The organism is Marinomonas algicola, from assembly GCF_014805825.1.
Classification (GTDB): domain Bacteria; phylum Pseudomonadota; class Gammaproteobacteria; order Pseudomonadales; family Marinomonadaceae; genus Marinomonas; species Marinomonas algicola.
The window spans coordinates 3,002,171-3,029,166 of sequence record NZ_CP061941.1 but is presented as its reverse complement, the minus strand read 5'-3'; the positions used below and the strand labels follow the sequence as shown (position 1 = coordinate 3,029,166).

The 26,996-nt window shown below is 41.8% G+C and carries 30 protein-coding genes; 15 read left to right on the top strand and 15 right to left on the bottom strand.

The genetic code is table 11. The annotated features are described in order from the left end of the window. Position 1 precedes the first annotated feature (1 nt). Positions 2-838 (top strand): peptide chain release factor N(5)-glutamine methyltransferase, encoded by an 837-nt coding sequence (gene prmC, locus IEZ33_RS13825; protein ID WP_191600622.1) that lies wholly within the window; start codon positions 2-4, stop codon positions 836-838. A 95-nt stretch (positions 839-933) separates the two neighbouring features. Here prmC and yaaA read toward each other — a convergent pair whose 3' ends face one another. Then, positions 934-1,707, bottom strand: a complete 774-nt coding sequence (gene yaaA, locus IEZ33_RS13820; protein WP_191600621.1) for a peroxide stress protein YaaA — start codon at positions 1,705-1,707, stop codon at positions 934-936. 99 nt (positions 1,708-1,806) lie between these two features. Between yaaA and IEZ33_RS13815 the strand changes: the two genes are divergently transcribed. Then, positions 1,807-2,019, top strand: a complete 213-nt coding sequence (locus IEZ33_RS13815) for a hypothetical protein (protein WP_191600620.1) — start codon at positions 1,807-1,809, stop codon at positions 2,017-2,019. 76 nt (positions 2,020-2,095) lie between these two features. Further along, a complete protein-coding gene (locus tag IEZ33_RS13810; protein WP_191600619.1) occupies positions 2,096-3,004 on the top strand; it encodes a hypothetical protein in 909 nt (302 codons plus the stop codon). 9 nt (positions 3,005-3,013) lie between these two features. Here IEZ33_RS13810 and IEZ33_RS13805 read toward each other — a convergent pair whose 3' ends face one another. Continuing rightward, positions 3,014-3,445: a BLUF domain-containing protein gene (locus IEZ33_RS13805; protein WP_191600618.1), complete on the bottom strand. Its 432-nt coding sequence runs from the start codon at positions 3,443-3,445 to the stop codon at positions 3,014-3,016. 239 nt (positions 3,446-3,684) lie between these two features. Beyond that, positions 3,685-4,683, bottom strand: a complete 999-nt coding sequence (gene pspF, locus IEZ33_RS13800) for a phage shock protein operon transcriptional activator (RefSeq protein WP_191600617.1) — start codon at positions 4,681-4,683, stop codon at positions 3,685-3,687. Between the two features lie 210 nt (positions 4,684-4,893). Here pspF and pspA point away from each other — a divergent pair, with 210 nt between their 5' ends. From pspA to IEZ33_RS13785, 3 genes are all read left to right on the top strand, one after another. Further along, the gene (gene pspA, locus IEZ33_RS13795) at positions 4,894-5,568 is read left to right on the top strand and encodes a phage shock protein PspA (RefSeq protein WP_191600616.1); all 675 of its coding nucleotides are present in this window, start codon (positions 4,894-4,896) and stop codon (positions 5,566-5,568) included. A gap of 68 nt (positions 5,569-5,636) precedes the next feature. Then, positions 5,637-5,912, top strand: a complete 276-nt coding sequence (gene pspB, locus IEZ33_RS13790) for an envelope stress response membrane protein PspB (protein WP_191600615.1) — start codon at positions 5,637-5,639, stop codon at positions 5,910-5,912. Between the two features lie 34 nt (positions 5,913-5,946). Next, positions 5,947-6,390, top strand: a complete 444-nt coding sequence (locus tag IEZ33_RS13785) for a PspC domain-containing protein (RefSeq protein ID WP_191600614.1) — start codon at positions 5,947-5,949, stop codon at positions 6,388-6,390. A 278-nt stretch (positions 6,391-6,668) separates the two neighbouring features. Here the strand turns inward: IEZ33_RS13785 and IEZ33_RS13780 are convergent, their stop codons facing one another. Further along, entirely contained in the window at positions 6,669-7,505 is an 837-nt protein-coding gene (locus IEZ33_RS13780) for a hypothetical protein (protein ID WP_191600613.1), read from the bottom strand. 193 nt (positions 7,506-7,698) lie between these two features. Next, a complete protein-coding gene (hisA, locus tag IEZ33_RS13775) occupies positions 7,699-8,466 on the bottom strand; it encodes a phosphoribosylformimino-5-aminoimidazole carboxamide ribotide isomerase (protein WP_191600612.1) in 768 nt (255 codons plus the stop codon). 154 nt (positions 8,467-8,620) lie between these two features. Between hisA and arfB the strand changes: the two genes are divergently transcribed. Next, positions 8,621-9,034, top strand: a complete 414-nt coding sequence (gene arfB / locus IEZ33_RS13770; RefSeq protein WP_191600611.1) for an alternative ribosome rescue aminoacyl-tRNA hydrolase ArfB — start codon at positions 8,621-8,623, stop codon at positions 9,032-9,034. A gap of 43 nt (positions 9,035-9,077) precedes the next feature. Here the strand turns inward: arfB and ctlX are convergent, their stop codons facing one another. Continuing rightward, positions 9,078-10,022 carry a citrulline utilization hydrolase CtlX gene (gene ctlX / locus IEZ33_RS13765; RefSeq protein WP_191600610.1) on the bottom strand — a complete coding sequence of 315 codons (945 nt, stop codon included), beginning with the start codon at positions 10,020-10,022 and terminating at the stop codon, positions 9,078-9,080. Between the two features lie 28 nt (positions 10,023-10,050). After that, the gene (gene astA / locus IEZ33_RS13760; RefSeq protein ID WP_191600609.1) at positions 10,051-11,082 is read right to left on the bottom strand and encodes an arginine N-succinyltransferase; all 1,032 of its coding nucleotides are present in this window, start codon (positions 11,080-11,082) and stop codon (positions 10,051-10,053) included. Positions 11,083-11,233: 151 nt separating this feature from the next. On the opposite strand from astA, the gene IEZ33_RS13755 reads away from it, so the two are divergent. Beyond that, positions 11,234-12,103 (top strand): LysR family transcriptional regulator, encoded by an 870-nt coding sequence (locus tag IEZ33_RS13755; RefSeq protein ID WP_191600608.1) that lies wholly within the window; start codon positions 11,234-11,236, stop codon positions 12,101-12,103. 70 nt (positions 12,104-12,173) lie between these two features. Here IEZ33_RS13755 and IEZ33_RS13750 read toward each other — a convergent pair whose 3' ends face one another. The 3 genes from IEZ33_RS13750 to IEZ33_RS13740 form a co-directional block, all read right to left on the bottom strand. Then, the gene (locus IEZ33_RS13750; RefSeq protein WP_191600607.1) at positions 12,174-12,428 is read right to left on the bottom strand and encodes an HP1242/YdcH family protein; all 255 of its coding nucleotides are present in this window, start codon (positions 12,426-12,428) and stop codon (positions 12,174-12,176) included. A 141-nt stretch (positions 12,429-12,569) separates the two neighbouring features. Beyond that, entirely contained in the window at positions 12,570-15,902 is a 3,333-nt protein-coding gene (locus IEZ33_RS13745) for a DUF748 domain-containing protein (protein WP_191600606.1), read from the bottom strand. A 16-nt stretch (positions 15,903-15,918) separates the two neighbouring features. Next, entirely contained in the window at positions 15,919-16,287 is a 369-nt protein-coding gene (locus IEZ33_RS13740; RefSeq protein ID WP_191600605.1) for a YbaN family protein, read from the bottom strand. Between the two features lie 411 nt (positions 16,288-16,698). On the opposite strand from IEZ33_RS13740, the gene IEZ33_RS13735 reads away from it, so the two are divergent. After that, positions 16,699-16,857, top strand: a complete 159-nt coding sequence (locus tag IEZ33_RS13735) for a hypothetical protein (RefSeq protein ID WP_191600604.1) — start codon at positions 16,699-16,701, stop codon at positions 16,855-16,857. A 118-nt stretch (positions 16,858-16,975) separates the two neighbouring features. Here IEZ33_RS13735 and rnt read toward each other — a convergent pair whose 3' ends face one another. Beyond that, the gene (gene rnt / locus IEZ33_RS13730) at positions 16,976-17,626 is read right to left on the bottom strand and encodes a ribonuclease T (RefSeq protein WP_191600603.1); all 651 of its coding nucleotides are present in this window, start codon (positions 17,624-17,626) and stop codon (positions 16,976-16,978) included. Positions 17,627-17,755: 129 nt separating this feature from the next. On the opposite strand from rnt, the gene IEZ33_RS13725 reads away from it, so the two are divergent. The 5 genes from IEZ33_RS13725 to IEZ33_RS13705 all read left to right on the top strand — a co-directional run bounded on the left by IEZ33_RS13725 (position 17,756) and on the right by IEZ33_RS13705 (position 23,179). Further along, entirely contained in the window at positions 17,756-18,625 is an 870-nt protein-coding gene (locus IEZ33_RS13725) for a flagellar protein MotY (protein WP_240009539.1), read from the top strand. A 173-nt stretch (positions 18,626-18,798) separates the two neighbouring features. After that, complete coding sequence (locus IEZ33_RS13720; RefSeq protein ID WP_191600601.1) at positions 18,799-20,040, top strand: argininosuccinate synthase; 1,242 nt, start codon at positions 18,799-18,801, stop codon at positions 20,038-20,040. 188 nt (positions 20,041-20,228) lie between these two features. Continuing rightward, positions 20,229-21,119, top strand: a complete 891-nt coding sequence (locus IEZ33_RS13715) for a ribokinase (RefSeq protein ID WP_191600600.1) — start codon at positions 20,229-20,231, stop codon at positions 21,117-21,119. Positions 21,120-21,179: 60 nt separating this feature from the next. Further along, a complete protein-coding gene (locus tag IEZ33_RS13710; RefSeq protein ID WP_191600599.1) occupies positions 21,180-22,121 on the top strand; it encodes a nucleoside hydrolase in 942 nt (313 codons plus the stop codon). Positions 22,122-22,273: 152 nt separating this feature from the next. Beyond that, positions 22,274-23,179 carry a dienelactone hydrolase family protein gene (locus IEZ33_RS13705; protein WP_191600598.1) on the top strand — a complete coding sequence of 302 codons (906 nt, stop codon included), beginning with the start codon at positions 22,274-22,276 and terminating at the stop codon, positions 23,177-23,179. Positions 23,180-23,266: 87 nt separating this feature from the next. Here IEZ33_RS13705 and IEZ33_RS13700 read toward each other — a convergent pair whose 3' ends face one another. The 4 genes from IEZ33_RS13700 to IEZ33_RS13685 form a co-directional block, all read right to left on the bottom strand. After that, positions 23,267-23,596, bottom strand: a complete 330-nt coding sequence (locus IEZ33_RS13700) for a hypothetical protein (RefSeq protein ID WP_191600597.1) — start codon at positions 23,594-23,596, stop codon at positions 23,267-23,269. 243 nt (positions 23,597-23,839) lie between these two features. Beyond that, positions 23,840-24,355, bottom strand: coding sequence for a hypothetical protein (locus tag IEZ33_RS13695; protein ID WP_191600596.1), 516 nt, complete (start codon positions 24,353-24,355; stop codon positions 23,840-23,842). 103 nt (positions 24,356-24,458) lie between these two features. Beyond that, positions 24,459-26,225 carry a sodium:solute symporter family protein gene (locus IEZ33_RS13690; RefSeq protein WP_191600595.1) on the bottom strand — a complete coding sequence of 589 codons (1,767 nt, stop codon included), beginning with the start codon at positions 26,223-26,225 and terminating at the stop codon, positions 24,459-24,461. Positions 26,226-26,231: 6 nt separating this feature from the next. Then, entirely contained in the window at positions 26,232-26,492 is a 261-nt protein-coding gene (locus IEZ33_RS13685) for a DUF4212 domain-containing protein (protein ID WP_191600594.1), read from the bottom strand. 120 nt (positions 26,493-26,612) lie between these two features. On the opposite strand from IEZ33_RS13685, the gene gloA2 reads away from it, so the two are divergent. Beyond that, positions 26,613-26,996 (top strand): SMU1112c/YaeR family gloxylase I-like metalloprotein, encoded by a 384-nt coding sequence (gene gloA2 / locus IEZ33_RS13680; protein ID WP_191600593.1) that lies wholly within the window; start codon positions 26,613-26,615, stop codon positions 26,994-26,996.

Below are 26,996 nucleotides of genomic sequence, written 5' to 3'. Positions count from 1 at the left end.
GATGAGAATTGATCAATGTTTACAAGAAGGGGCGGCTAAATTAGTCGCCCTTTCTGATAGCGCTCAATTGGACGCTCAATTGCTGCTGTCTCATGTTCTTCAAGTCAAGACATCTTACCTGTATACCTGGCCAGAAAAAACGCTTGATCGTGAGCAACGATCGGCTTTTAACGAATTGCTAGCGGCTCGTATTTCAGGTGAGCCAATTGCCTACTTGCTTGGGGTTCAGGAGTTTTGGTCCTTAGAATTTGATGTGTCTCCTTGTACCTTAATACCTAGGGCTGACACAGAGGTTTTAGTTGAAATAGCCTTAGAAAAAGTCGCGTCTTTAGCGGCTCCAAAAGTGTTGGACTTGGGGACAGGGACTGGCGCGGTTGCTTTGGCCATTGCGTCTGAGCGATCTACCGCTTTGGTGCATGGGGTTGATTTAATTGAGGAAGCCGTTTTGCTGGCGCGAAAAAATGCCAAAAAATTAAACCTGAATGCCCTAATTTACCAAAGCCGTTGGTTTACGAATGTTGATCAATGTGGTTTTGATGTAATTGTTTCAAATCCTCCTTACATTGATGCACTTGACCATCACCTTGACGAAGGCGATGTTCGCTTTGAGCCGAAATCCGCCTTAGTGGCCGATTTGGCTGGGTATGCGGATATTCAGATTATTGCGCAAGAAGCACGAAACTATCTGATTAAGGCCGGTTGGTTGGCTTTTGAGCACGGTTTTGAGCAAGCCGAAAAGAGTCAGCAAATCTTACGCTCTCTAGGTTACAGCAATGTCTCAACGGTAAAGGACTATGCCGGTAATGATCGAGTGACTTTGGGTCAATGGTCTGGTTAGTGGCCGTTTGAGGTTATGTTAATGCAAAGGTCGGTGATGGCGGTTAGCAAGCCATCATCACCTTAACGTGTTTTTATCTGTTTAATCTGTCTCGGTCATTGTGCACTTTCTGGTCGGCTAAATACTGGCGCGTTATAAGTGGACTTCTCCTTATTATATTGGTATCCCGAGTAATCAAAATTTAATAGTGCGTCATAATTTTGACCGCGTTTTTCGATTAAATAGCGAGCCATCAATCCGCGCGCTTTTTTTGCGTAAAAGCTAATAACTTTATATTGCCCATTTTTTTCATCCAGAAACACTGGAGAAATAACGTCATTTTTAAGTTGCTTTACATCAACCGATTTAAAATATTCATTTGAGGCTAAATTAATAAGTAACTCATCTTTGTCCAATTCTTGATTGATTTCATCGGCTAAAATATCTTTCCAAAATTGATACAAGTTTGCTCCTTTTGGGTTTTCCAGTTTTATGCCCATTTCTAATCGATAGGCTTGCATCAGATCAAGAGGTTTTAATATCCCATACAGACCGCTTAAAATACGCAGGTTATCTTGTGCATAGAGGATGTCTTCATGGCTCAATGAATAGGCGTCTAAACCTGTGTAAACATCTCCCATGAAGGTGAAAACCGCTTGTCGGCTGTTGTCCTTTGTATGTTCCTGCTGCCATTCTTGATAGCGTTCTACATTCAACGTGGAAAGCTTATCGCTTAATTTCATGAGTTTAGCAATGTCGGCAGGCGTGTAAGGTTTAATGGTCGTAATAAGTGTTTGCGATTTATCCAGAAATGCTGGGATAGAATGTTGCTCGGTTGGCGGTTGGCTTGTTAAATCAAGCGTTTTTGCTGGTGATATTAAAAATTTCATGGCTTTTCCAGGAGTTTGCACGTTTGAGGATTGCGTTTATTTAAGATTATCCATAGAGTGACGATAGATATCTAGATATGGATGCAATAGAGAAAATTTATGTCTGAAAAAATAGTACTCTTTCCAACTTTGTTAGTATCAAAGTCTGAATTTGGCGTCACTAATAATCGATTGGAGAAGGACGTCCAACAATATGGTACCAAAGATGAGCTGGCTAATCTAAGAGAAGCGTTCGATTTAGCGCGGGAAAACTGGCCTGTTGAAATGCCTGAGTTACCTGAAGAAAACAAACGCTATTCGCTAAAGAAATAATCTGCTTTTACTGCGCACGCTTTTTTACTTTTCCTGACTGTTTTTTTATAGCAGTCTTTCATGTGGCTATTTTTATATGTTGTCTTTTGTCATAAAGCATTCACTGGTGTTTATGTTTGTTGCTGCCATTGCTGGCTTTTTAATGCCTCAGTACTCCTTGTCATTCTTCCCTTTTTTGCCTTATGTCTTATTTAGCTTAATGGTGCTTACCCTATTAAGCATGAAACCGTCTGCTTTGCTTCGAATGTTGGTTAAACCACTCGTATGGCAATACGCTTGTTACCACTCATTTGGCCTTATGGCTTTATGCATCGGTGCGTCCTTGCTGCTTGGGGCGACAGACGAGTTAGTGTTGGCCATTGGCGCTGTTGCAGCAACAGGCTCTTTATTTGCAACCCCGGCGATTATTAGAGTGTTAGGCTTTGATGTCTTAATGGCGATGGCGATGACCATAGCCAGTACGCTTTTGCTACCAATCGCGATTTACTTGCTGTTATGCGTTACCCATTCGGATGGCATGGCTTTAGATATACAGTCGTATTGTTTACGGTTGGTTATTTTTATTTTTGGGCCTATGTTGTTGTCTTTTTTGCTTCACCGGTTTGTACGTCCGGAAAAGGTTTCTCGATTTTTATTGACTGTGTCACCTTATACTGTCCTCTTGGTTTTTGCTTTTCCATTTGGTTTGATTGGTGAGTTTCGTTTGATGTGGGACAGGTCGCCTATGTTGGCTTATCAATATTTAGCGATTGCCACCATGTTATGTGGCTGTTTTTTTATCAGTGGCTTTTTTCTATACAGAGTAAAAGGAGTAGAACTTGCGTTTGTGGCTGCTGTAGCATCAGGGAATAGAAATGTCTTGCTTACTTATACCATAGCCGGCAGTCTATTAGGTCCCGCTTTTTTACCACTTGCAGGTGCAATTCAAGCACCTACTTATCTTTTACCTGTGATGGCTAAGTGGCTCGCTAAGAAAGTAAAATGAAACAGCGCGTTAGGTCTGTGATTGCTGGCCGCTTTTAAGTGCTTTTAGCGCTTTTATCATGCCTAAGGCACTCTCTCCTTTCATTAAGTATGGGTTAAAAAGTGGATTGTTAGCAAAACGAATATAGACAGACTGTGTTGCGCTCGACTCAGTGAGGTATCCCATCCCCCAATTTGGGAAAAAACGCTCAGAAATCTCCGAATAATGAAGGATGACGATGTTTTTGTGTCTAGTGTCTTGTTGGATACGATGAAAGGTCTCATTTACCTCGGTTCTTGCCCCTTCTATGCACTGTAAAAAATATCGACGATTAAAATACAGCAACCCTGTGAGGCCTGAACCGGGATTGTTCTTCCTCGATGATTTCAGAATCATGTTTATTTCGTCTACAGATAATTCATCGCAGATGGTGCTGGCATAGAGTAATTGGGTTAGCTGCATTGCAAGATACTCCTTGTGTTTGGTTTAGCCTTGCTTTTGCTTAAGTCTTAGCAAGAGAGTTGTCTTTTTAACATACCAAATTTGTGCTGTAAAAGTGAGTTCACTTTCTTTTTGTAAGAAAGTGTCATTTTTCGGGAGATAGCGGGAGATAGCGGGAGGGAGCGGAAGTTGTCGATCATCGCGGCCCTTAATACTGGCTACGCTTTTCTATTAAATAAAATAGGAAGGTTTGATATCGGCTATTTGAGCCCATGTTTTCGAATGAGACCTCTTATTTGATCGTAACTAAGACCAAGTGAGTCGGCTGCTTTTTTCTGGTTGTGCTGGTTGCTTTTGAGAGCCTCTTTTACTAAATGTACTTGGAGCTTTTGGGTTTGTTCTTTTAGCGACAGACCGCTTTCTATTTGAAAGGCCGACTGTGTCGTTGTGTCGGTGGTCTTGTGGGTGTGAATAGGGTGCTTTGTTAGACCATTAAAAGGGTCAATAATAATAGTATCAATCTGTGTGTCTTGCTCTCCCCAGCGATAAACTGAGCGTTCTACTGTGTTTTTTAGCTCCCTTATGTTTCCAGGCCAGTGGTGTGTTTTTAACTCATGTAGTGATTTATCAGAAAAGCCTGGGAAGTAATCCCATTGAAGTTCAGAGGTCAGTCTTATGGCGAAAAAATTGGCGAGTTCTTCTATGTCATCTTGTCTTGCTCTCAAGGGAGGAACTTGGATAACATCAAAAGCGAGCCGGTCTAATAAATCGGCTCGGAACTCACCTATCTGACTTAATGACACCAAGTCTGCATTGGTTGCGGCAATAACCCTAACGTCAACGGATAGTGTTTTAGTGCCACCGAGTTTTTCAAATTCTCCGTATTCAATTAAGCGCAGTAATTTTTCCTGTAAGCGCAACGACATGGTAGCAAGCTCGTCTAAGAAAAGGGTGCCTTTGTCGGCTTTTTCAAAGTGCCCCTTGTGGGATTTAGACGCCCCAGTGAAAGCACCTGCTTCGTGCCCAAAAAGCTCACTTTCCATTAAGCTTTCGCTAATCGCCGCGCAATTAATCGTGATATAGGGCTGATCCCAGCGATTCGATAAATAGTGCAGTCTTTGGGCGATCATTTCCTTACCGCTACCGCGTTCTCCGCACACTAAAACAGGTCTATTTATCTTGGCGAGTAAAGAGGCATGATCTAATGCGTCAGAGAGCGCTTGTGAGCTACCGATTATTCTTTGCGTATAATTATCCATGACCACCTATAAGGTATTAAATACCATTTTTAATGGTTTTTTATACCATTTAATGGTTTTAAAGGCCATGTTTTGGGCGGGTTTCTATTTCCTTTCGTTAGTTTTTTTATTTTTACTCTTTTAAATCAATTGCTTAATACTTTTGGCATAAAGCTTGTAAATGAATCAAGTACATATACAAAACCACAGTCAACAATGAGGAGTTTAGCCATGGGTATTTTTTCAAGAATGACGGATATTATTAACAGTAACTTAACTGCACTGTTGGACAAGGCGGAGGATCCGCAGAAAATGATCCGCATGATGATCCAAGAAATGGAAGAGACATTGGTTGAAGTAAGATCAAGTTCAGCAAGAGTGATTGCAGATCGAAAAACAACCGGAAGGCGTTTAGATAGAATGCGTCAAGAGTCTCATGAATGGGAAGAGAAAGCCGTGTTAGCCATTGGAAAAGGTCGTGAAGATTTGGCCCGCGCCGCACTTAATGAAAAGCAACAAATTGAACGTGAAATAGAGATAGTAGACCAAGAATTGGCGTCTTTGGATGAGCATCTTGACCATTTAACTGAAGAGGTGGGTCAATTACAAACCAAATTAACGGACGCTAAAGCCAAGCAAAAGGCCATGCTAATGCGTCAATCCAGTGTGGAAAGCCGTTTGAGAGTGAAGCGCCAAAATAACAAGGCCACAATAGATGATGCGTTTGATAAATTTGAACGCTTTGAGCGTCGCATGGACGATTATGAAGGCCAAATCGAATCCATGGATATGGGAACCGAATCTAAAACGGATTTGAAATCACAAATTGATGCGCTAGAAAATAATGACAAAATTAATGATGAGTTAGCTAAACTGAAAGAAAAGATGACAAAAGTAAACGAATAAAGTCGTTTACTTTAAGCCGTAGTTTAATTTTAAGATTTTAATGCATTCTAAACAGTAAGGATTTTGATATGAGTATGGCGGTGTTTTTATTCGTGCCAACCATTATTTTTATGACTGTGGTCGCGCCTATTTGGCTACTTTTGCACTACCGAAGTAAGACCCGATCGGTTAAAGGGTTAGAACAGTCTGAAAAGCAAGAGTTAGAGTCCTTGCTTATGGTGGCCGACAAATTAACGGATCGTATTGATGCGTTAGAAAAAATTCTTGATGTGGAAAGTCCTGATTGGCGCTACAAAGAGCATGCAAAATCAAGCCGTACTCAATCAGACGATTTAGATTCATAACGGAATTTTCTAGCAGGACAATAAGGTGATTATTATGAAGTATCGATGTAAAGGTAATATTAAAGGGCAAAAGCACCAAGGTTGGGGGATGAATCTCTATCGTAATAAGGAGAAAGGCTATCTTGGGGGTGTTTGTGCTGGCTTAGCTGATCATTTCGATGTTGATGCTTGGGTTGTGCGCTTATTTACGTTTGGTGGCTTTTTATTTTTAGGTGGGTTTTGTGTCATGGCTTATATTGGGCTTTGGTGGTTTTTGGACACGAGACCAGCGGAAGATGCGTATGAATATGAGTACGATGAGCGTCAACACAGCTATCGCCCCAAAAAAATGTTTAAGTATTCCGACAGTGCAAATGTTCGCTTACGCAGAGCGAAGGAAAGGTTGGATGAAGCAACCCGTCGTGTGACAGAGATGGAAAGGCACGTTACTTCAAAGAAATTTGATCTTGAACGTGAATTTTCAAAAATTCGTGATTAAATTAATGGGTTGTAAGGAGTGGAAGATGTCTTCGTTTTTAATGCAACTGACTTCTTTTACTAGTTTTATTTTAGCTGTTGTCGCACAAAATCAAGTGTTTTTATTTTTACATATCCCATTGGTACTTTTTATCTTAATTATTAATAGGCATTAATACTGATTAGGGGAATAAAATGGCTGACGCAATCTTACTTACGGCCGCCATTTTATTAAATTACTCTGGTCAGTGTTTCACACAAGAACGACTATTTACACAAGAACTGCGATTTACAAAAGAACTACTTTAGTTTGTAGTCTATTTTTCCTGTGATGATCGCGCTCTTTTTGTCATTGCTGACGTTGAAACTGGCTTCTTTCTTATTCGTTTTAGCGTCTACGTTAATAACGGACTGGCCATTGATCAGTAAGTGGTAGCCTTCGGTGAAGCTGATGGCGATCTTCTCAGAAGAGTCTGAATTGAATAATTCTTTGTCCTTAATATTAATCATTCGACTTTCACCACGAGTCCACTCACCAACAAGAGGCATTGTTTGATAAGAGTGGTTACCTTGAGCGACAGTGGCTTCTGATAAATAGACCTGTATTAAATCGGCTTTGTTAGGGGATAACTTGCGTGTCTCGATACGCTTTTCGAGTTGTGCTTGTTCTCGTTGAATGGCAGCGGCTAGGTTTTGTAGATGCTGAATATCATCTTGTATTGTCGTGATCTCTTGCTGATTGTCGAAGCGATGCGAGTGACCAATGGAAAAGGATTTACCCGTAACCAGGGTTAAATTCTTAGCGTTAAATTGAATGCTGTCGGATAATTCAGCTCTTTTATTTAATAGGTTTTGACGTTCTTGCTCATTTTGCTGATTCAATGTTTTGTTTGAGGTGAATTCTGTCGGCGCCTGCTCAGTTTTTGATTTCACGGAGGTCATGGTCTCCGAGACTGTTTGATCATTGAGCGTTTCTTGAATCGGCAGCGTATCATGATTCTCGGACTGATGTGTTGTGTTTGTCATCTCAGAGGGCGGCGGCGTTGTTGCGGTCTTTTCTTCGAGAACCTGTGTTGTTGTAGAACAAGCGCTAAGCAGTAGGGCGAGAGTGGCAAGCCCTAAACGGTGCATTATCATGTAAAACCTCAATGTAGGCTGCTTTTGCAGCGTCTAACGGTAAATAGAACCAATTATGATGCATGGGGGAGGGCAAGTCGAGAAGTGAAGCACGCTGATCCAACCTAAGCGGTGTAAAGAATGATTGGATCAGCTATGATAAAGCCATCAATGATGAAGTCTCTTTTACATTAAGGGGAGAATGAGTGACAGGTTATTGTTTCGCGTGTTGTTTATTCCATTCAATGCATTCTTCCAAAGTAATGCCTTGACCACCAAAAATATCAAGCGCACTGCCTATTGTGAGGTCCACTTTACCATTCGATAAAAGATTTACTTTTTGTAAGTCTTCTATGGATCGGGCGCCGCCTGCATAAGTGACAGGAATGCTGCAGTGACTACCGAGTAAGGTCACCAATTCATCATCGATACCGGATTGTAAGCCTTCAACATCGGCGGCATGTATTAAGAATTCGTCACAATGGTCCGCCAACTCGATTAAATTTTCTTTGTTTACTTGGGTGGAAGTGACGGTCTGCCAGCGATTGGTTGCAATGCGCCAACCTGACTCAGTACGGCGACAGCTTAAATCAAGAATCAAACGTTCGGTGCCTGTTTGTCTTTTTATTTTATCTAATCGATCCCATGAAAACTCATCGTTTTCAAATAAAAATGATGTAACGATTACATGAGATGCACCCGCTTCTAAGAATTCAGTCGCATTTCTTGCGGTTACGCCGCCACCAAATTGCAACCCTTGAGGGTACGCTTTTAACGCGTCTAATGACTTGGTTTTATTGCCTTTACCAAGAGCAATAACATGCCCGCCGCGCAAACCGTATTCTCTATATAAAGACGCATAGTAACTAGCATCGTGTTCGCTGATGAAATTTTCCTTGGCACCTTTATCGTTCAGGCTACCGCCAACAATTTGCTTTACTTTCCCTTGATGCAAGTCGATACATGGGCGAAACTGAGTCAATCTCTGTGCTCCTTTTATTTAGAATGAATAAACGATACAAATAATTGTATATGATTTTTTATAAGGAAACGATGTGAAAAGCGAACTTGTTCTGAGACTGGTATACTCTCTCTGTTTATGAGGTATTTCAATACAACAAGAGACAATAGATGCTATGTTACAAATTTCGTTAGCGGTATCGATACCAGACAAAGAAATTGAATTAACGGCCATCCGTTCCCAGGGGGCTGGTGGACAAAACGTTAATAAAGTGTCCTCCGCCATTCATCTGCGGTTTGATATTGAAAAATCTTCTTTACCCGCTTTCCATAAAGAAAGATTGTTAGCCATGAGTGATTCTCGTATTACTCGTGATGGAGAAATTATATTAAAGGCGCAACAGCATCGAACACAGGAATTAAACAGAGAAGACGCGTTGAATCGGCTAAAAGCATTAATTTTAGATGCGATTAAGGTGCAAAAAACGCGCCGACCGACAAAACCAACCAAAGCCTCGAAAATAAAACGGGTTGTTTCAAAAAAGAAAGTGGGTCAGAAAAAAGCTCTGCGTAAAGCAAACTGGGATTAGTTCGCTTTACGCTGGGTCATTCCATTGGCTCATTTTGTTTAGACTACGCCGTTTTTGGTAGAAAAATTTCGGCTATCATACAACGGGCACTGCCGCCGCCAATTTTTTCAATCGTATCGATTGGGTTTGGTAATAAGGTGCCGTATTTCTCTAGTTGCGTTTTCTGAGTATGAGTAAAACCATTAAATGCACTTTGAGACATGACAATATAGGGTTCGCCTTGATTGTTGGTTACATGCAGAATATTGGCGCAAAAATGTTTTTCTGTCTGTTCCATGCTAATTTCAATGATTTCTCTATCCATTTCCAAAGCAGACTTAAGGGTTTGATATTCTCTTTTGTCGGTAATGCTGTCGGCACAAATAACGGCAAACCCTTCTCCGATGCTCATCATAACGTTCGTATGATAAATGGGTAAGCCAGAGGAGCTTGTTGTGTGAAACAAGTAGGTTTCACTGTACTGTCTTGCAGACGCAAAACGTGCCAGCTGTGCTGGGTGGCAGCGCTCCGATTGGGCGGCAAAAATTCTATTGTGAATATGATCAAAAATAAGCACACCAGTGCCTTCTAGAACCTCTTCTTTTTCGTCAAATTGACCGATAATTTGAGTGTTGTTAACTTTATAATGATTGTTTTCAAGTAACTCTGTTAAGTCGTTAATTCTTCTCTCTTGTCGACGGTTCTCTGCATGCATAGGATAAACAAGCAGATCTCCAGATTGAGTAGTGGAAAACCAATTGTTAGGGAAAACGGCGTCAGGTGTTTTTTGTGGGGTCGTTCGGCTTTCTAAAACTAAGACGGTTAGGCCTACAGAGCGCAAGTTACTCACCATGTTTTGGAATTCAATCAGGGCTTTTTCGGTAACATGCTCGTCTTTATCTGGTCGATGTTGGAACGCATTATCGTCCCCTGTTTGTTCATTAAATCCAAAGTCAACGGGTCGGACCATGACTAAAGTATCGGAAAGTTGTTGCTGTTTTGCGTGCATGATTATCTGCTCTAAAAATAATAAGAAATTACGACAATGACGTTGAGCTTAGTGATACGGAACGAATAAGATCGCCTGTTTTTAGGTTAAGAGCCTTCGCTGTTTTTGCGTCAATCAGCAATTCACCAGAGGGCAATTTGTCCGCGTTTGCTAAGGTGCAGCGATAAGAAGTACACCCTGTATTACTTACTATTTGCAGATGAGTTGAGCTGGGTTGACCAATACAAACCGGGTAAATTTTATTTTGGTTAATGGCGCGAATATGGCGAACATCGGCTTCAATGGTTGGACCACCATCAAAAATATCTACGTAGCCCAGGTTCTGAAACCCTTCGTTTTCCAGCATTTTGAGTGCTGGTAGGGTGTTTTCGTGTACTTGCCCAATAACGGCTTGCACGGATGGGCTGAGTAAATCGATGTAAATGGGCAGCTTAGGCATAAGCTCCGCAATAAATGACTTGTTCCCCAAACCGGATAAATTATCAGCTTGGGCAAAGGGCATCGAGAAAAAATGAGCGCCTAAGCCGTTCCAAAAAGGCGAGTTTCCTTCATCATCGCTAACGCCTCGCATTTCAGCGATAACTCGTTGGTGAAATCTATTTGGAAAGTTGGCCATGAACATGAAACGGCTTTTAGAAAGCAAACTGCCGTTTTTACTGTGACGATAATCTTGGCTTAAAAAAAGTGTACAAAGTTCAGAATAACCCGTGTGGTCATTGCTTAAACTTAAGGTCTTGCTTTGTCCGTAGACTTTTAAGGAAGGTGAAGCATGTACCAGTGTGCCTAATCGATAATTGTACCAAGGAGAGTCCAAACCCAGGGCCGATTCAATACCACAAACACCGGCGATGGCTTGGTTTTCGGTATCTTCAAGAACAAACAGGTAACTCTGATTGGATTCATTGTTATCATCGCTGTTAAAGGCTTTTTCTGCAGCGGCCATTTTGTCTTTTAATAATTGTCTGTCAGCTGGCAGAGAGGTAAACCCCACGCCAGCATTCTCTGCCATTGTATAAAGCGCATCAATATCATTTTTTTCAATAGGGCGAATCAACATCATTATGGTCGGACTCAAAATCAAGGGTTAAAAAGTAAGGTGTTCGCATACTAAGGTGAATTTGAGATAACACAAAATTCAATTTGTTATACAATGAATAACAAACTATTATGCAAATATATGATGTTGACAATGATTTCTGTAGGAGCGTTCTGTGAATACCATTGCTGTTAAAGCCTTTATTACCGCGGCAGAGGAAAACTCCTTTTCATTAGCGGCCGAAAAACTTCACCTTACTCAGCCCGGCATCAGCAAAAGAATTCAATCTTTAGAAGACCAATTAAAATGCCGTTTGTTTGACCGTATCGGAAGACGTATTTATTTGACTGAAGCCGGAGAAGTGTTTTTGCCCCATGCGTATAGGCTATTGCAAGAGGCGAGAAGTGGTTTAACCGCTTTACAAAATTTGTCATTGACAGTAGAGGGGCAACTTTCTATCGCAACCACTCAGCATATTGGATTGCACCACCTTGCTAGACCGATTAGACGCTTTATTGAAAAGCACCAAAAGGTTGAATTTGCTTTAGATTTTATTCACTCAAAACACGCCTACCAAGATGTCCTTCAGGGAAAGTTAGAGCTGGCGATTATCACCGAGCCATCACAACTTGATGATAAGCTTAGCTTTATTACTCTATGGCCTGAAAGATTAAATTTTGTCTGTTCTAAAGAGCACGCACTGGCGAAAAGCAACGCGGTGACATTGGCATCACTCAGTCAATTTTCGGGTATTTTACCCGGTAGATCCACTTACACTAGACAGCTGATTGATGACCTGTTTGATCACGCTGGGGTCGACTTAACGGTTTCTGTCCCAACCAACTATCTGGAAGCGATAAAAATGCTGGTCTCTGCGGGTGTTGGTTGGAGTGTCTTACCTGAAAACCTGATTGATGAGTCACTTTGTATTCTCGACCTGCCCAATGCACTGATCGAACGCCGTATTGGTTGTTTGATTCATACTGAAAGAACACTATCAAATTCGGCGCATGTGTTCTTGGAGATGCTAAAAGAACCGCATTAAAAAACGCCTAATACAAAAATATATTAGGCGTCAAAGGTATTTCTAGGGTGTTCGAGAGGGTAATTCGTTATTAAGCGATGGAGGCTTTTTCTTTTTGAATCATAAGAAATAGCTCATCCTTTAACGCTAGTCGATGAATTTTTGCCGCTTCTTCTTCTTGAGTTGTCGCTGGAATCAGTTCATTTTCCATGTTTTCAATACGGCGGGTGATTTCATGGTATTCATCAAACCGTTTGCGAAAATGCGCGTTATTGATTTTTAATTCATGAATTTCTTCTTTGAATTCAGGTAAATCGTTCACTAAAGAGTGGTGTTCTACTGGCATAATTTCTTCCTTATCCATAAAAATACATAGTAAGTAGTGATGCCGCTAGAGTAACGCATCTGTTAGAAATTATGCTGACATGCATCAGTTTTTCTGGTGTTGCTGATGCATGTGACGTGACTTTCTTGCTCTAGATCAATCTTAAAACTCAAACTCAATTCTTGGAGACGCACCTGCTTGTCTATCAATCGTAGAGGAACACAGAAATAAACGTGACGAAGCAATGTCTTCTGAGCGTATTAGGCTGTCTTTTAAATTCTCGGCGCGCCGTTGAGCCAGAGCTTTAAGTGATTCAATTTGTATTTCAGTTAATTCAACAGAAGTATCCTCAATACCTAAGTCGGCTGGCACAGCGATAGAACACATCTTTAATTGAGCCTCCCTTTTCTCTTTTAATAATGCGGATAGCTGCTCGACAAATTGCGTTTGGGTATCGGAAATACCCGTCTCTTCAGGAAGATAATCAAGTGGCTTCATCCTTAATTTAAATATTTGCTCGCTGGCGATTTGTGCCACGCTGATGATGTTGGCGTAGGGTACAAAGGTTTGCATAAGGTAAGAGCTAGATGCACTGTAAAGCGCTTTACGGATTGGGATGATCAGAAAGTTCTGCCATTGGAACGAGGGGTTATTGATATCGCCCGACATAGGGATGTTAAGGGCAATATTATTTTTACCGTCTTTCAGTGCCCCTATGGCTAAGTTTAAAGGAATGACACTTGGGCTGCTGCTGGTCTGATCATCACGGCCGCCTAAGTCAAAGCGTCGAAATGTAAGCGCTGAATTACCCGCTAATTTTCCGTTATCAGAGTCCACTTTTATGTCGGCATCCAATTGTCCTGATTCGATGGTATAACCCAATATATCCGCAATATAAGGAGAGAAAGGCGTGAGTTCAATTTCTTTTGTCGACAATTGGGTTTGCATAGTAAGGTGATCGCTTGAAGGAGTAACCTCAGATTCTAAGTGAATGGTCGCGTATTTACCGTTACGTGCATCCAACAGAATATGTGTGGCTTGTTTTGGTTGGCTGGTATCGACCTTAGTGATGCTAAAGTTGTCGATATAAAGCGTTTGACTTAGGCTGGGGACGATACCTTCATCATTTATGTAAATACTGGACTCACCATCAATTTTAAATTCATTCAGTTTTAGATGGTAAGGTTGGGTCTCAGGTTCGTCAGTTAACGCTTTTGTGGTGCTGCTGGCCACGCTGGAAGTCTCTGTTGGGCTTGATTCTGTTCTTTTTCCTGTCTCCTCAGCGGCTTTCGTTGCAGACGCGGCATCGTCATTTTGTGAAAAGACCAAATTCTTAAGATTCCTCTGATTATCAAATAACAGATTAGACTCTACATCCGTTAAGGTAATGGCGTTAATACTGGCTTTGGTATCTGTTATATCCAAGGCATTGGCATAAAGTTTACTGAATTTCGCCAGATAAGGGGTTTCGGCTTGGGTCGTGTTTGGCTTGGAAATAACCGTATCTGAAAGGGTGATGTCATCCATTTTTAATGACATTGTGGTCGGATTTTTTTCGACATAAACCGCAGAACTTGAAAGAGCGCCCAATGCTAGAAGTTGATCATCGTCTGCGTTAAGAACCGTGATTTGTTTTAAGTCAACCTGAGGGTCGGCTTTTAGACTCATTTCTTGGTTTTGGTTTTGATGAAACGCAATATTAGGTAAAGACAGCTGTATAAGTGACGAATCCAGCTTATAGTCCGCTTGGTTTGCCGATACGTTTTTTGCGGAAAGAGCGATGTTTTGCCCATCAAATGCAACCTGCTTATCGGCTTGTTTGAGTGCAAGATCGCCGGAAAAGTTAATGTCTTTATACTGAGCGTAGTCTTCAGCATTCTTCATGTTCGTGTTTTGGCTGCGCAAAGTTGGGTTCAGTTCAAGCGCTAAATCGTGGTTTCCATTTAACAGCCTATTTAGCGAGAGTTTAGGTAGGCTTAGCTCCGTGAGTTCATTGGTGAACTCGACAGAGTCTTGGATGAACTCAACGGTATGAGTGAGTAGTGTGGTATTTAAGCTGCGCAAATCAAGCTTTTCTGCGTTTTTACTTAGGGTAATTTCGCTTCCGAACTGAAGGTTTTTGTAATTTGCCTTTAATGGGTCGATAGACGATGACAAATCGAGTTGCTTAGAATCGAATCGTAAATGAGCATCAAGATCGAGCGCGTTCAGTTTATCTTGCTTTATAGAAAGCTCAGACAACACGAGATGACTCATCTCGTTGGCTATATTGAACTCATTAACATGGCCTTTCAGGGCGAGTAATTCAATGTCTGTCATAGAGTCTAGTACAGTTAACAAGGCCTCGTCTTGACTCACATTTAACGAAGCTTGTGTGGAAAGCTTGCCTAAAGAGACATGGGTTCCTGTGGTTGATGTATTGCCAGACTTTGCTTGGTCTGCGTCTTTTGTAGGCATCGAAAATTGTGAGGTATTCGCCTCCAAGGTCGCCGCTGTTTGTATATCAAAATGATTATCCGGAGATAAGTTGAATGCGAGCTCTTGCGTGTTTAACTGAATACTATCAGATGAAAAAGACAAGTCGGGTGTACTGACCGTTAAGTCATTAAGTAAGACGGAAAAAGCCTGGCTAGAGACGGACAGTCGTTTATTACTATCGGCTAAGCCTTGCTCTATTTCCATATCACCAGATACGGATAATAAGACCTGAGGTGGCGTCTCGTTTTGAATAAAATAATGGCTAAATTGTGTAGAATCCACCGTTAGTTCATCAAGTTCAATGAAAGCCGTCACCTTTTCTGGGTTATAGGTAAAGCTAGACTGTAAACGCACAATGGACTGGTTGATGCTGATGTCTATATCGGCTTTGGCATTCCAGACATTCGCTTTGCCCTCAATGTCAGAGAGCAAAATAGTGTTAATGTTTAACGTGTCTTTAAAAGGCGCCGATGGCACATCCTGATTAAAACGGTCTAGCGTTAACTGGGTATTTGATATTTGAATCTTAGGAACGTCTATTCTCCAATCCGATGGACTGACGTCTTCACCCTCTGCTGGTGCCATGGTCTCCACGTCATCGTTAGTGGCGGCCGGAATAGGAAAGGTGAGCCCTGCAACGTGCCAAGCGTTCTCGGATTGAACTAAGTCCGCATTTAATCCATTCAGACGCAGGGTATTTACATAAAGAGTTTTATTGAAAAGAGAAGAATACGAAAGGTCTATTTTAAAACTCTCAAGGGATAATACTTGTTCCTTAGCATCACTCTTAAGCGAATACGCCTCCACATCTTTTGCAACGATAACGCCCTGAAAAGGGTTAATGTCTAACTCATTAATAATCAGCTGCGCATTTTGCTGCTGGAAGTAGTGGTTTAAGATGGTTTTGGTCACAACCGGCAAAAGCAGCCAAATCAAAAAACCGATAATAAAGATAACCGATAAAAAAATGAGAGCGAGGCGACGTAAACTAAATAATATTAATGGCGACTTATTCATAATAACCTTATCCATATTATTGTTTTTTAATGGGTAAACGAAGCAACATAACGCTTGTCATGATACCAATGCTAATCAAGGCAAACGTTGCCCAAGGCCGACCGACTAGATACATAGACAACCCCATACTCAGCCACATAAGAATAAGTGCTCTATTGCGGGTTTTCCTAGGGATGCCATGCCCAGATTGCCAATCACGCACAATGGGGCCAAAGAAACGGTGCTCTGTTAACCAAGCATGAAAGCGTCTGGACGAGCGTGAAAAACACCACGCCGACAGCAAGACGAACGGTGTCGTTGGTAGTAAAGGTAAAAAAATACCGATCACCCCCGCCACCAAAGACAACCAACCCAATCCAAGATACGCGATGCGTTTAATAGGCATGCCTCATATTCCATTAAATTCAGATCATACGGTAGGGGATTCGACAAAAATTGGCAAACATTAAATGGGATAATTACCCAATGTAGGTTGCGCCTTTAGGCCAACAACTCACCCATTTTCAACAACCTAAGCGGCCAGTGCAGAAGGTTTGTCGGGATGAATCCCGACCTACATCTCAACGGCCTATGAGGCCAGTGCATCTGAAAGTAATGTAGGTTGCGCCTTTAGGCCAACAACTCAACCAATTTCAACAACCTAAGCGTCCAGTGCAGAAGATTTGTCGGGATGAATCCCGACCTACATCTCAACGGCCTATGCGGCCTCCCGATAATGGTTAAATAATATACATCAATAACCATTAAAATCATCATACAAGGTTGTTGTTATACAAAATAGTGTAGGCTGTTGGGTGTGTTTACAGGTGACTTGTTAATAGAGAGAGAAGGGGTGAAAGACGATGTCAGAGGGCACTGTGCTGGCTGGATTCTGAGTATTCAGCTAGGACGGTATTTTAAAATAGAATACTTTCTACCGCATGGTATTTTTATAGTATTAGGGCCAGTTCAATAGACTGTAAAAACAGGCTCAAAATGCGCATTTATAACTCATAAACACGGCTTTTTCGCCTGTTTTTGGCATGTCTGTGTTGACGACTTAGTGAAGTAGTCTTTACATTTTACATGTTTTTTTACATAAAAGACGCCATGCTGTCTTCCATATTCGGGTCGGATAGGGCCCAGCCTCCCATTTGCTTCCAGCGATTGACGATCTCACAAAAGAGTTCAGCCGTTTTTGCTGTGTCGTATTTGGCGGAATGCGCTTCGGCATTACTAAATTCAATGCCTGCGACTTCACAGGCTTTCGCTAAAACCGTTTGGCCGAAGGCGAGACCGGCTAAACTGGCTGTGTCGAAGCTGGAAAAAGGGTGGAATGGATTGCGTTTAATTTCACATCGCTCAATGGCTGCATTTAAAAAACCATGGTCAAAAGACGCATTATGGCCCACAAGAATGGCGCGTTTACACTCAACTGATTTAAGTTCCTTGCGAACTTTACTAAAGAGCTGGCCCAACATTTCTTGCTCATTCATGTCGTTGCGATCGGGAGCATATGGGTCAATTCCTGTGAACTCAAGCGCGGCTTTTTCTAAGTTCGCGCCTTCAAATGGTTTGACTAAAAACTCAACGGTTTCATGAATATAGAGCTCACCATTGTCATCCATCCGGAGTAGGCTGGCGGCAATTTCTAGGAGTGCATCTGTTTTAGCATTAAAGCCTGCGGTTTCTATGTCGATAACGACAGGTAGGAAGCCACGGAAACGATCTTTTATTTCATGCATAGTAAAAGTCTGTTGGTTTGACAAATGGAAATTCTTATTCTGCCACGTATTTAGTTTATACTGGCTAGAAAAATTGAGAATGATAACATATTAGTGACAGCTTGAACGAGACTCTAAATGGGAAATGCAATGCAACATAAAATTAATTTCGTGATCGCATCCCTTGCTTTGTGTTTGGCCACCCCCTCGCAAGCCTTAACCCGTTATCAATCCAGTTTTGAAAGTGCGGAATGGCTTCTGTCTGGCGATATTTTTTCCTGCAGCTTAACGCATCCTGTTCCTCACTATGGTGAAGGCCACTTTATAAAAGAAGCTGGCGAGCCTATGAAGTTTATTCTAAAACCCGAAAATGAAAAAATGGGCCCCGGCAATGTGTATATTATTTCACAAGCACCTAATTGGGCGCCTGGCTCAAATCCTGAAACGTTAGAGGTGTTACCCTATCCCGGTTACGGTTTAACGGTTGAAGTTGGTGGTAAAGTAGCGGAAAGAATGCTGACTTCGTTAGATAATGGCCGCCATCCCATTGTGGCAGGAACCGCTTGGGAAAGCAGCCGAGAAACCATTGAAGTTAGCTTATCAAATATTAATTTTGCACCGGCTTATAATGAATTTCGTCGTTGCTTGTCCGGCTTATTGCCCGTTAATTATGATCAAATTGCCCGTTCTGCGGTGTTGTTTGCCAATAAGGGGGTTGAATTATCGAGTCGTATAAGAAACCGTTTAGATTTAATTGCACTGTATGTTTCTTCTGACCCATCTGTCGAATATATTTACATTGATGGGCATACTGATTCTCTTGGCTCGCGACGTGATAACCGTGAATTATCCAAAGTACGGGCTGAAGTGGTCACTACGTATTTGTTGGAACAAGGTGTTCCTGCTGAAAAAATCATTTCTCGTTATCACGGTGAGCGTTACCCTGCGATCGAAAACCGGACGTCCGCTGGACGAGAGCGTAACCGTCGGGTAACGATCCGTCTTGAAAAATTCGAATAATTACCAAATTATTTCGCAATTCACCCTCTTTAACGCTAGGAATACTGCGTTTGCGGCTTGCTAAGAAATCAGTGAAAACTTAAACTAGGTTACCCCTATAATATATTTAATAGTGCGTTGCTAGAACAATTAATGAGTAGCGTATATACAATCTCATAAGGAGAAATATAAGAATGTCTGACGTGAATAAGGTTGTTTTAGCCTATTCTGGTGGCCTTGATACTTCCGTAATCGTGAAGTGGCTTCAAGAAGAGTATAATTGTGAAGTGGTTACTTTTACGGCTGATTTAGGCCAGGGTGAAGAAGTTGAACCAGCTCGCGCTAAAGCTCAAGCGTTGGGTATCAAGGAAATTTACATCGAAGACTTACGCGAAGAGTTTGTTCGTGATTTCGTTTTCCCTATGTTTCGTGCCAATACTATTTATGAAGGCGAGTACTTACTTGGTACGTCTATTGCTCGTCCTCTTATCGCGAAGCGCTTGATTGAGATAGCAAACGAAACGGGTGCAGATGCCATCTCTCATGGCGCAACAGGTAAAGGGAACGACCAAGTTCGTTTCGAGCTAGGTGCTTATGCGCTTAAGCCTGGTGTAAAAGTGATTGCACCTTGGCGTGAATGGGACCTTACTTCACGTGAAACGCTAATGGCGTACTGTGAAAAGCATGAGATTCCAGTCGACTTTTCTACTAAGAAGAAAAAATCTCCTTATTCAATGGATGCCAACTTGCTGCACATTTCTTTTGAGGGTGATCAACTTGAAGATCCTTGGACAGAGCCTGAAGATGATATGTGGCGCTGGTCTGTTTCCCCTGAAGATGCGCCAAATGAAGCCACTTACATTGAAATTGGTTATGAAAAAGGTGACCCAGTTTCTATTAATGGCGAAGCCATGTCTCCTGCAACTATCTTGGAAACATTGAACAAGATTGGTGGTGCGAATGGCATTGGGCGCGTTGATATTGTAGAGAACCGTTTTGTAGGCATGAAGGCTCGTGGTTGTTATGAAACACCGGGTGGGACTATCATGATGAGAGCGCACCGTGCGATCGAATCCATCACTTTAGATCGTGAAGCGATGCACTTAAAAGATGAAATGATGCCGCGTTATGCGAAAATCATCTATAACGGTTTCTGGTGGTCTGAAGAACGTCGTATGATGCAAGCACTGATTGATGCATCCCAAGAATACGTGAGTGGCACAGTGCGTTTAAAACTGTATAAAGGTAACGTCACGGTTGTGGGTCGTCAGTCTGATAACAGCTTATTTGATAGTTCTGTTGCCACGTTTGAAGATGATGCGGGTGCTTATGATCAGAAAGATGCGGCTGGATTTATTAAGCTTAATGCATTACGTATGCGTATTGCGGCACAAAAAGGTCGTTCATTCTTAGATAAAGTTAAACAACCTAACTAGTTTAACGGAATCAAAATAAGACGCTCCTTTCGTATGACAGGGGCGTTTTTTTATTTTATTTTCCTGAGAATGAATTCTTTTGTTTCTTTTTTGTCATTATTGAAACATAATTTTCAATGTGTGATGTAAAAATAAAAAGATTAACGAGGCGCTAAGTGCAATACTTAGTGTTTAAAAAGGTATAAAAAATGGCAGTGTATAACTTTGGCTCTATTAATTTAGATCATCTGTATAAAGTAGATCATTTTGTACGACCAGGTGAAACGATGGCTTCGCTGTCTTACCAAATGCAATTGGGCGGCAAAGGTGCGAATCAATCCATCGCTTTGGCAAGAGCCGGCGCAGATGTTCGGCATGTTGGTGCTGTGCATACTCACGACGATGCGGTTATCAAAGAGCTGAATGAGGTTGGCGTAAATACGTCATTTATTTCGCGTACAACAACACCGACAGGTCATGCCATTATTCAACTAAACAAAGAAGCTGAAAATGCCATTATTCTATTTCCAGGGGCCAACCATACTTTAAACAATGCCTTGGTAGATGAGGCATTAGAAAAAGTGATTAAAGGCGATTGGGTGTTGTTGCAAAACGAAACCAATCAAATAGATTATATTGTTAAACAAGCGAATCAAAAACACATTCCTATTGCTTTTAACCCAGCGCCAATGGACGTTGCTTTAACTCAGCAGCTTATGCCTTCTATTGATCTACTGATTGTAAACGAAGTAGAAGCCATGGACTTGGTTCAAGCGTCCACTGTAGACGCCGCCAAGGATGCGTTAAAGCATCAGTATCCAGATTTAGCCATTTTAATGACCTTAGGCAGTAAAGGTGTTCGCTATTTATGTGGTGAGCAAGATATTTTTGTCCCTGCTTTTAAGGTAGCTCCGATTGATACAACCGCCGCAGGAGATACTTTCATCGGCTTCTTTCTAGCGGCGTTAATGAATGAGCTTTCAATTAAAGAGGCATTAACTCGTGCTTGCGCGGCTTCGGCTGTTTGTGTCACTCGTTTAGGTGCTGCGCCAGCGATTCCCACTAAGCAAGAAGTTGATGAATTCTTAGTCGCTCAATAATGATGGTTCTGACCGCTGTTGTTTTAACCGAATTTAAGCAGAATAAAATAGGAGAACATAATGTCTCGTAAAGTAATAATCGATACGGATCCTGGTGTTGATGATGCAATGGCCATTCTTTTTGCCTTTAAGACGAACCAATTAGATGTGCTTGGTTTAACGACAACATTTGGCAATGTTTCTGTAGATTTAGCGACGAAAAATGCTCTGATTTTGACTGAACTCGCAGGCGTTAATGTTCCCGTTGCTAAAGGTGTTGCGGTTCCCTTAGAGATTGAGCCTAGACCGCATGCTGATTTTGTTCATGGTGCAGATGGTTTTGGGAATATCAATTGGCCTGATCCGAAGAGCCGTGCCGTAGACGTAAGTGCGGCGCAGTTTATTATTGATTCGGTAAAAGCAAACCCAGGTGAGGTAACACTTATTGCTTTAGGACCTTTGGGTAACTTGGCTACTGCGCTTAAAATGGCACCTGAAATTGCGGATTTAGTCGATGAAGTTATCTTAATGGGGGGAGCGGCTGTCGAATACGGCAACGTATCTCCTGTTGCAGAAGCGAATATTATCAATGACCCGCATGCCGCTGACATCGTGTTTACAGCGAATTGGCAAGTGACCATGATTGGTTTAGATGTAACTCACCAAGTGCTATTAACAAACGATATATTAGCGCGTATTAAAGCATCCCGTCCAGAACATGGTGACTTTCTGCATCAAGCGGCCCAATATTATATTCAATTCTATAATGATCGACTGAATGTGGATGGGTGCTTTTTTCATGATGCTTCAACGGTGGCTTATGCGATGGAGCCCGATATTTTTGGTATTGAATTAGGGGCCATTCGCGTAGCGTGTGAAGGCATTGCTATTGGGCAAACCATATTCGCTCCACAAGGCATGTCATTCCCTGAACCTCATTGGGATGGCGTTCCAATGACTCAGGTGTGTATGGAAGTGGACAGTGATCGGTTATTGAATTTATTTGAGAAGACGCTATCTTAATATAAGCGTTTAGAATGCTTCCTAAAAAAGGCCTCTAAATTGAGGCTTTTTTTATGCCTTGTAAGAAATTACCTATTATTTTAAATCCAAAAAAAGCGTACTGACGTATTGCTTATATAACCCTAAAACTATTCTGCAAAGAGGACTGTGTCATGACTGAAAAAACAAATGTCGCTTCGTCAACGGTGTCTGCAATCCCGCAAGAAGCATTTGATTGGTATGATGAATATGCACATGGCGATATCGATAGACGAACTTTTTTATCTCGCCTAGGTGCATTAGGCGTCGCAGGGTTAAGTATGAGCATGGTAGCTGGGGCTTTGATTCCTAATTACGCATTAGCTGAACAGGTTTCTTTTAATGATCCCGACATTATTGCAAGCTATGAAGAATTCGACTCACCAAGCGGTCATGGAAAAGGCAATGGCTATTTAGTTGTTCCAAAAGAGCTTCAAGGTAACGCTCCTGTAGTATTGGTGGTGCATGAAAATCGAGGCTTAAACCCATACATAGAAGATGTCGCGCGTAGGTTGGCTAAAGTAGGCTTTATTGCCTTTGCCCCTGATATTCTGTTTTCTGTAGGGGGGTATCCAGGAAATGATGACGAAGGCCGTGCGCTACAAAAATCATTGGATTCCGCAAAAATGGAAGAAGATTTTAAAGCCGCGGCACGGTTTCTGAAAAATCACGAACTAAGTAATGCTAAGTTGGGTGTTATTGGTTTTTGTTATGGTGGCTACATTAGTAACATGCTGGCCGCCGAAATGCCGGATATTATTAATGCCGCTGTGCCTTTTTATGGTACGCCTCCAAAAGCCAATATTGATCAGATCAAAGCGCCTATGATGCTACAGTTTGGTGAATTGGATAAAAGAGTGAATGCCACGTGGGGTGAGTATGAAGCGGCTTTAAAAGCCAATCAGGTAGATTACCAAGCATTTGTCTACGAAGATGTAAATCATGGCTTCCATAATGATTCAACGGCTCGTTATGATGAGGCAAGTGCTGAATTAGCGTGGTCAAGAAGTGTGGACTTTTTTAAAGCTCAGCTAGCTTAAGCATTAATGACTTGGCCAATCTAGTTAGTTTAAGTAGATTGGCCTTTGTTAACGTTAGCTTCTTCTTAGCCTTCGTTATTCTGTTGTTTAGGCATGAGCTTCGACAAATTCTTCAATAAATTTAATGTCTTCCTCTGCAATGCGTTCAAAGTGCAGTTTTATATAGTGTTTGTCATGTTCGTTTAAAACATCTAGATCGGTTGCGCAAATGGCTTTAATTTTTTTCATTTTTCCGTCATGCGAAGCGTCCAATTCTACTTTGACTTTTTTTGAACCAAAGATGCTTTGTGGTGCTTCAACTTCTAAAAACTTATTGGACATGTGGGTGCAGTGAATCGGCACAAAAGTCCCATTAATTAACTGCATACGTCCTACCCAGAAACATCTTACATACGCTTGTGACGGTTTCTTACTCATAATGTGTTCTTATATTCCACTTTGATATTCCATTGTTCTACGAACAGTATAGTGTATTAAATGAATAGACGCTTTTCACGGGTCTTTTCATGAATCAAAACTAAATGATGAAAAGCGAGTTATTATAAAACGCTCTTTTGAAGTGTACCTTTATAACAGCGTTTAATAAAACTAAGTTGGTATTTTTATGATTTGACTCAACTCTCTGTTTTTTAATAATTAAGTGAGTAATTGATGAATGGCTTAGGCTTGACAGAGTTTCGTTAATAACGGGTCCTTTTTATCTAATTGTGTCCACTTTTTTTGATTGATCAAGTGGGTTTGAACTTCTAAATTTTGCGTCAAATGTGCTCTCGATAAGGTGCCACAATTGACAACCTGAGGGACTCTTTTGGCTAGATGGCGACGCTCAAAGAAATACAAATCAACTAGAATCACATTGGTATTTAATGCGTTAATCGAGGCGTTTTTTATATCTGCAGCAATAAATCGTGTTGTCTGTGGGTAAATAAAACTCCATGGGCGCCATAGCGCTTCTTCTTCAACCTTTTTAACCACTTCAACACCTTGTGGCAATAAACTGACTTGGTGTGTGTACCAGCCGTATTCACTTTGTACTTGAAATGCCAACATACCCAGGCCTGCAAAGGTAGGGATAATCCAGACGGGAAGTTTCTTTTTACTGATTGAACGTAAAAATAAGGCGATGCCTGCACTACTAATACCGGCAAAAACAGTTGCAACTAATTCCCAAAACATAATGTCTCACTTCTTATTTAGCGATAGAAAGGCCAGAGTATTGACATCATACTCTGGCGGCTTACCATTTAATGTGATGCTATTTTACATTGTGACGATTGAGTTAATGGTCAATAGCTTCTCCAGCGCCTTTTGGATAACGCACGCTTTCCACTAAATCTTGAATGGCTTTCGGTGGTGCTTCTGTCATGGAGGAGACGCCAAAGGCAACAGCAAAGTTTATCATGGCTCCGATAGCGCCAAATGATAGAGGCGATATACCAAATAACCAATTGTCAGGTGTGTTGGTATAAGACGCTGTTCCAGGAATAAAGAACCAGCCCAAGAAAAGGAATATATAAATGACGGTTGATAATAATCCCGCCAACATACCGGCGATGGCCCCTTTACTATTAATGCGTTTGGAGAAAATCCCCATCATTAAGGCTGGGAAAATCGATGCGGCCGCAATACCGAACGCAAGAGCAACCACTTGAGCCGCAAAACCTGGTGGGTTTAAACCAAGGTAGGTAGCAACGACAATCGCCACTCCCATAGATAGCCGCGCGGCGAGTAATTCATGTTTGTCGGATATGTTGGGGTTTATCGAGCCTTTGATTAAATCGTGGCTAACGGCGGATGAAATGGCTAATAACAACCCAGCGGCTGTTGACAGTGCGGCGGCCAATCCTCCTGCGGCAATCAATCCAACAACCCACCCTGGTAAATTGGCAATTTCTGGGTTGGCAAGAACCAAAATATCATTATTCACTTTTAGTTCATTGCCTTGCCAGCCTCGTTCGGTAGCGGTTTCAGTAAAGGCTGGGCTGTCATTGTAGAACTGAATTCGGCCGTCTTGGTTTTTATCCTCAAATTGGATTAAACCAGTGGTTTCCCAGGTCTGAATCCAGTCTGGGCGCTCTTCATAGGCAATGGCTTCGGCCGTTGGTCCACTTGGATAAATTGTGGTTAATAAGTTCAAGCGAGCCATTGACGCTACGGCGGGTGCGGTTAGGTACAGTAATGCTATAAAAACCAATGCCCACCCTGCAGACCAACGAGCATCGGCTACTTTAGGAACGGTAAAGAAGCGAATGATTACATGGGGTAAGCCGGCCGTACCAATCATTAACGATAGGGTAAACAGTACCATGTTGAGTTTGTTGTCCACGTCGGCGGTATAGTCTCGAAAGCCAAGCTCTCTAACGACTTCATCTAATTTTTGTAGCAGAGGTACTCCCGACTCCGTATGTTCTGAAAATAAACCGATCGCAGGAATAAAGGTATCGGTTAGTTGTAAAGAGATGAAAACGGCCGGAATGGTGTAAGCAATAATAAGCACAACGTATTGCGCTACTTGGGTATAGGTGATGCCCTTCATGCCGCCTAATACGGCGTATAGGAAGACCACAACCGCGGCAATCATTAGGCCAGTATCGTTACTAACTTCTAAGAAACGAGAGAAAGCCACGCCAGCCCCCGTCATCTGACCTATTACATAGGTAACAGACGCTATGATCAAACAAGCAACAGCAACCAAACGGGCGGCCGGGCTGTAAAAGCGATCACCGATAAAGTCTGGAACAGTAAACTTACCAAATTTACGTAGGTAAGGCGCCAATAACATGGCCAAAAGAACGTAACCACCAGTCCATCCCATTAGGAACGTAGAGTTAGCGTAACCACCTGCGGCGATTAAACCTGCCATCGAAATAAAAGACGCGGCTGACATCCAGTCTGCGGCGGTCGCCATACCGTTCATCACAGGATGAACACCACCGCCAGCGACGTAAAACTCTTTTGTTGAACCTGCCCTTGCCCAAATCGCGATGCCGATATACAACGCAAAAGACGCACCAACAAATAATAAGTTAATTGTAAATTGACTCATGGTTGCTTACTCCTCAAGTCCATATTCTTTATCTAACTTATTCATTTTCCATGCGTAATGGAAAATAATCCCCATAAAGGTAATAATGGAGCCCTGTTGGGCAAACCAAAAACCGAGGTCAGCGCCTCCAATCTCAATACCAGAGAGTAGAGGGCGTAATAGAATACCGCAGCCATAAGAAACGAAAGCCCAAACGAATAAACTGCCTAAAATCAGTCTGACGTTTGCCTTCCAATAGTTTTTAGCGTTGCTGTTTTGATCTGCCACAGGCGATCTCCTTTAAATTATAATTATTTTTATTTGCAAGCCTAATTTAACAGTACTATGACAAAGTGGGACCCCGACTTTAGTCTAAGAAAAGAAAAGAAAAGAAAATGAAGGAAATCTATGTTTAAGCGTATTCATCATGTGGCCATTATTTGCTCTGATTACGAAGTGTCTAAACACTTTTATACTCAAATTTTGCAATTAGAGGTGATTGCTGAAAATTACCGAGAAGCACGGCAGTCTTATAAATTGGACCTACGACTACCAGATGGAGGGCAGATAGAACTTTTTTCTTTTGTTAATCCTCCAAAGCGGCCATCGACACCTGAAGCTCAGGGGTTACGACATTTGGCTTTTGTCGTTGAGTCAGTTGAAAAGACAACGTCTTATTTGCAAGAAAAAGGTGTCGAAGTAGAAGTGATCAGAACCGATGAGTTTACGGGCAAGCTCTTTACTTTTTTTCAAGATCCAGATGGCTTGCCCTTAGAATTATATGAGGAATAA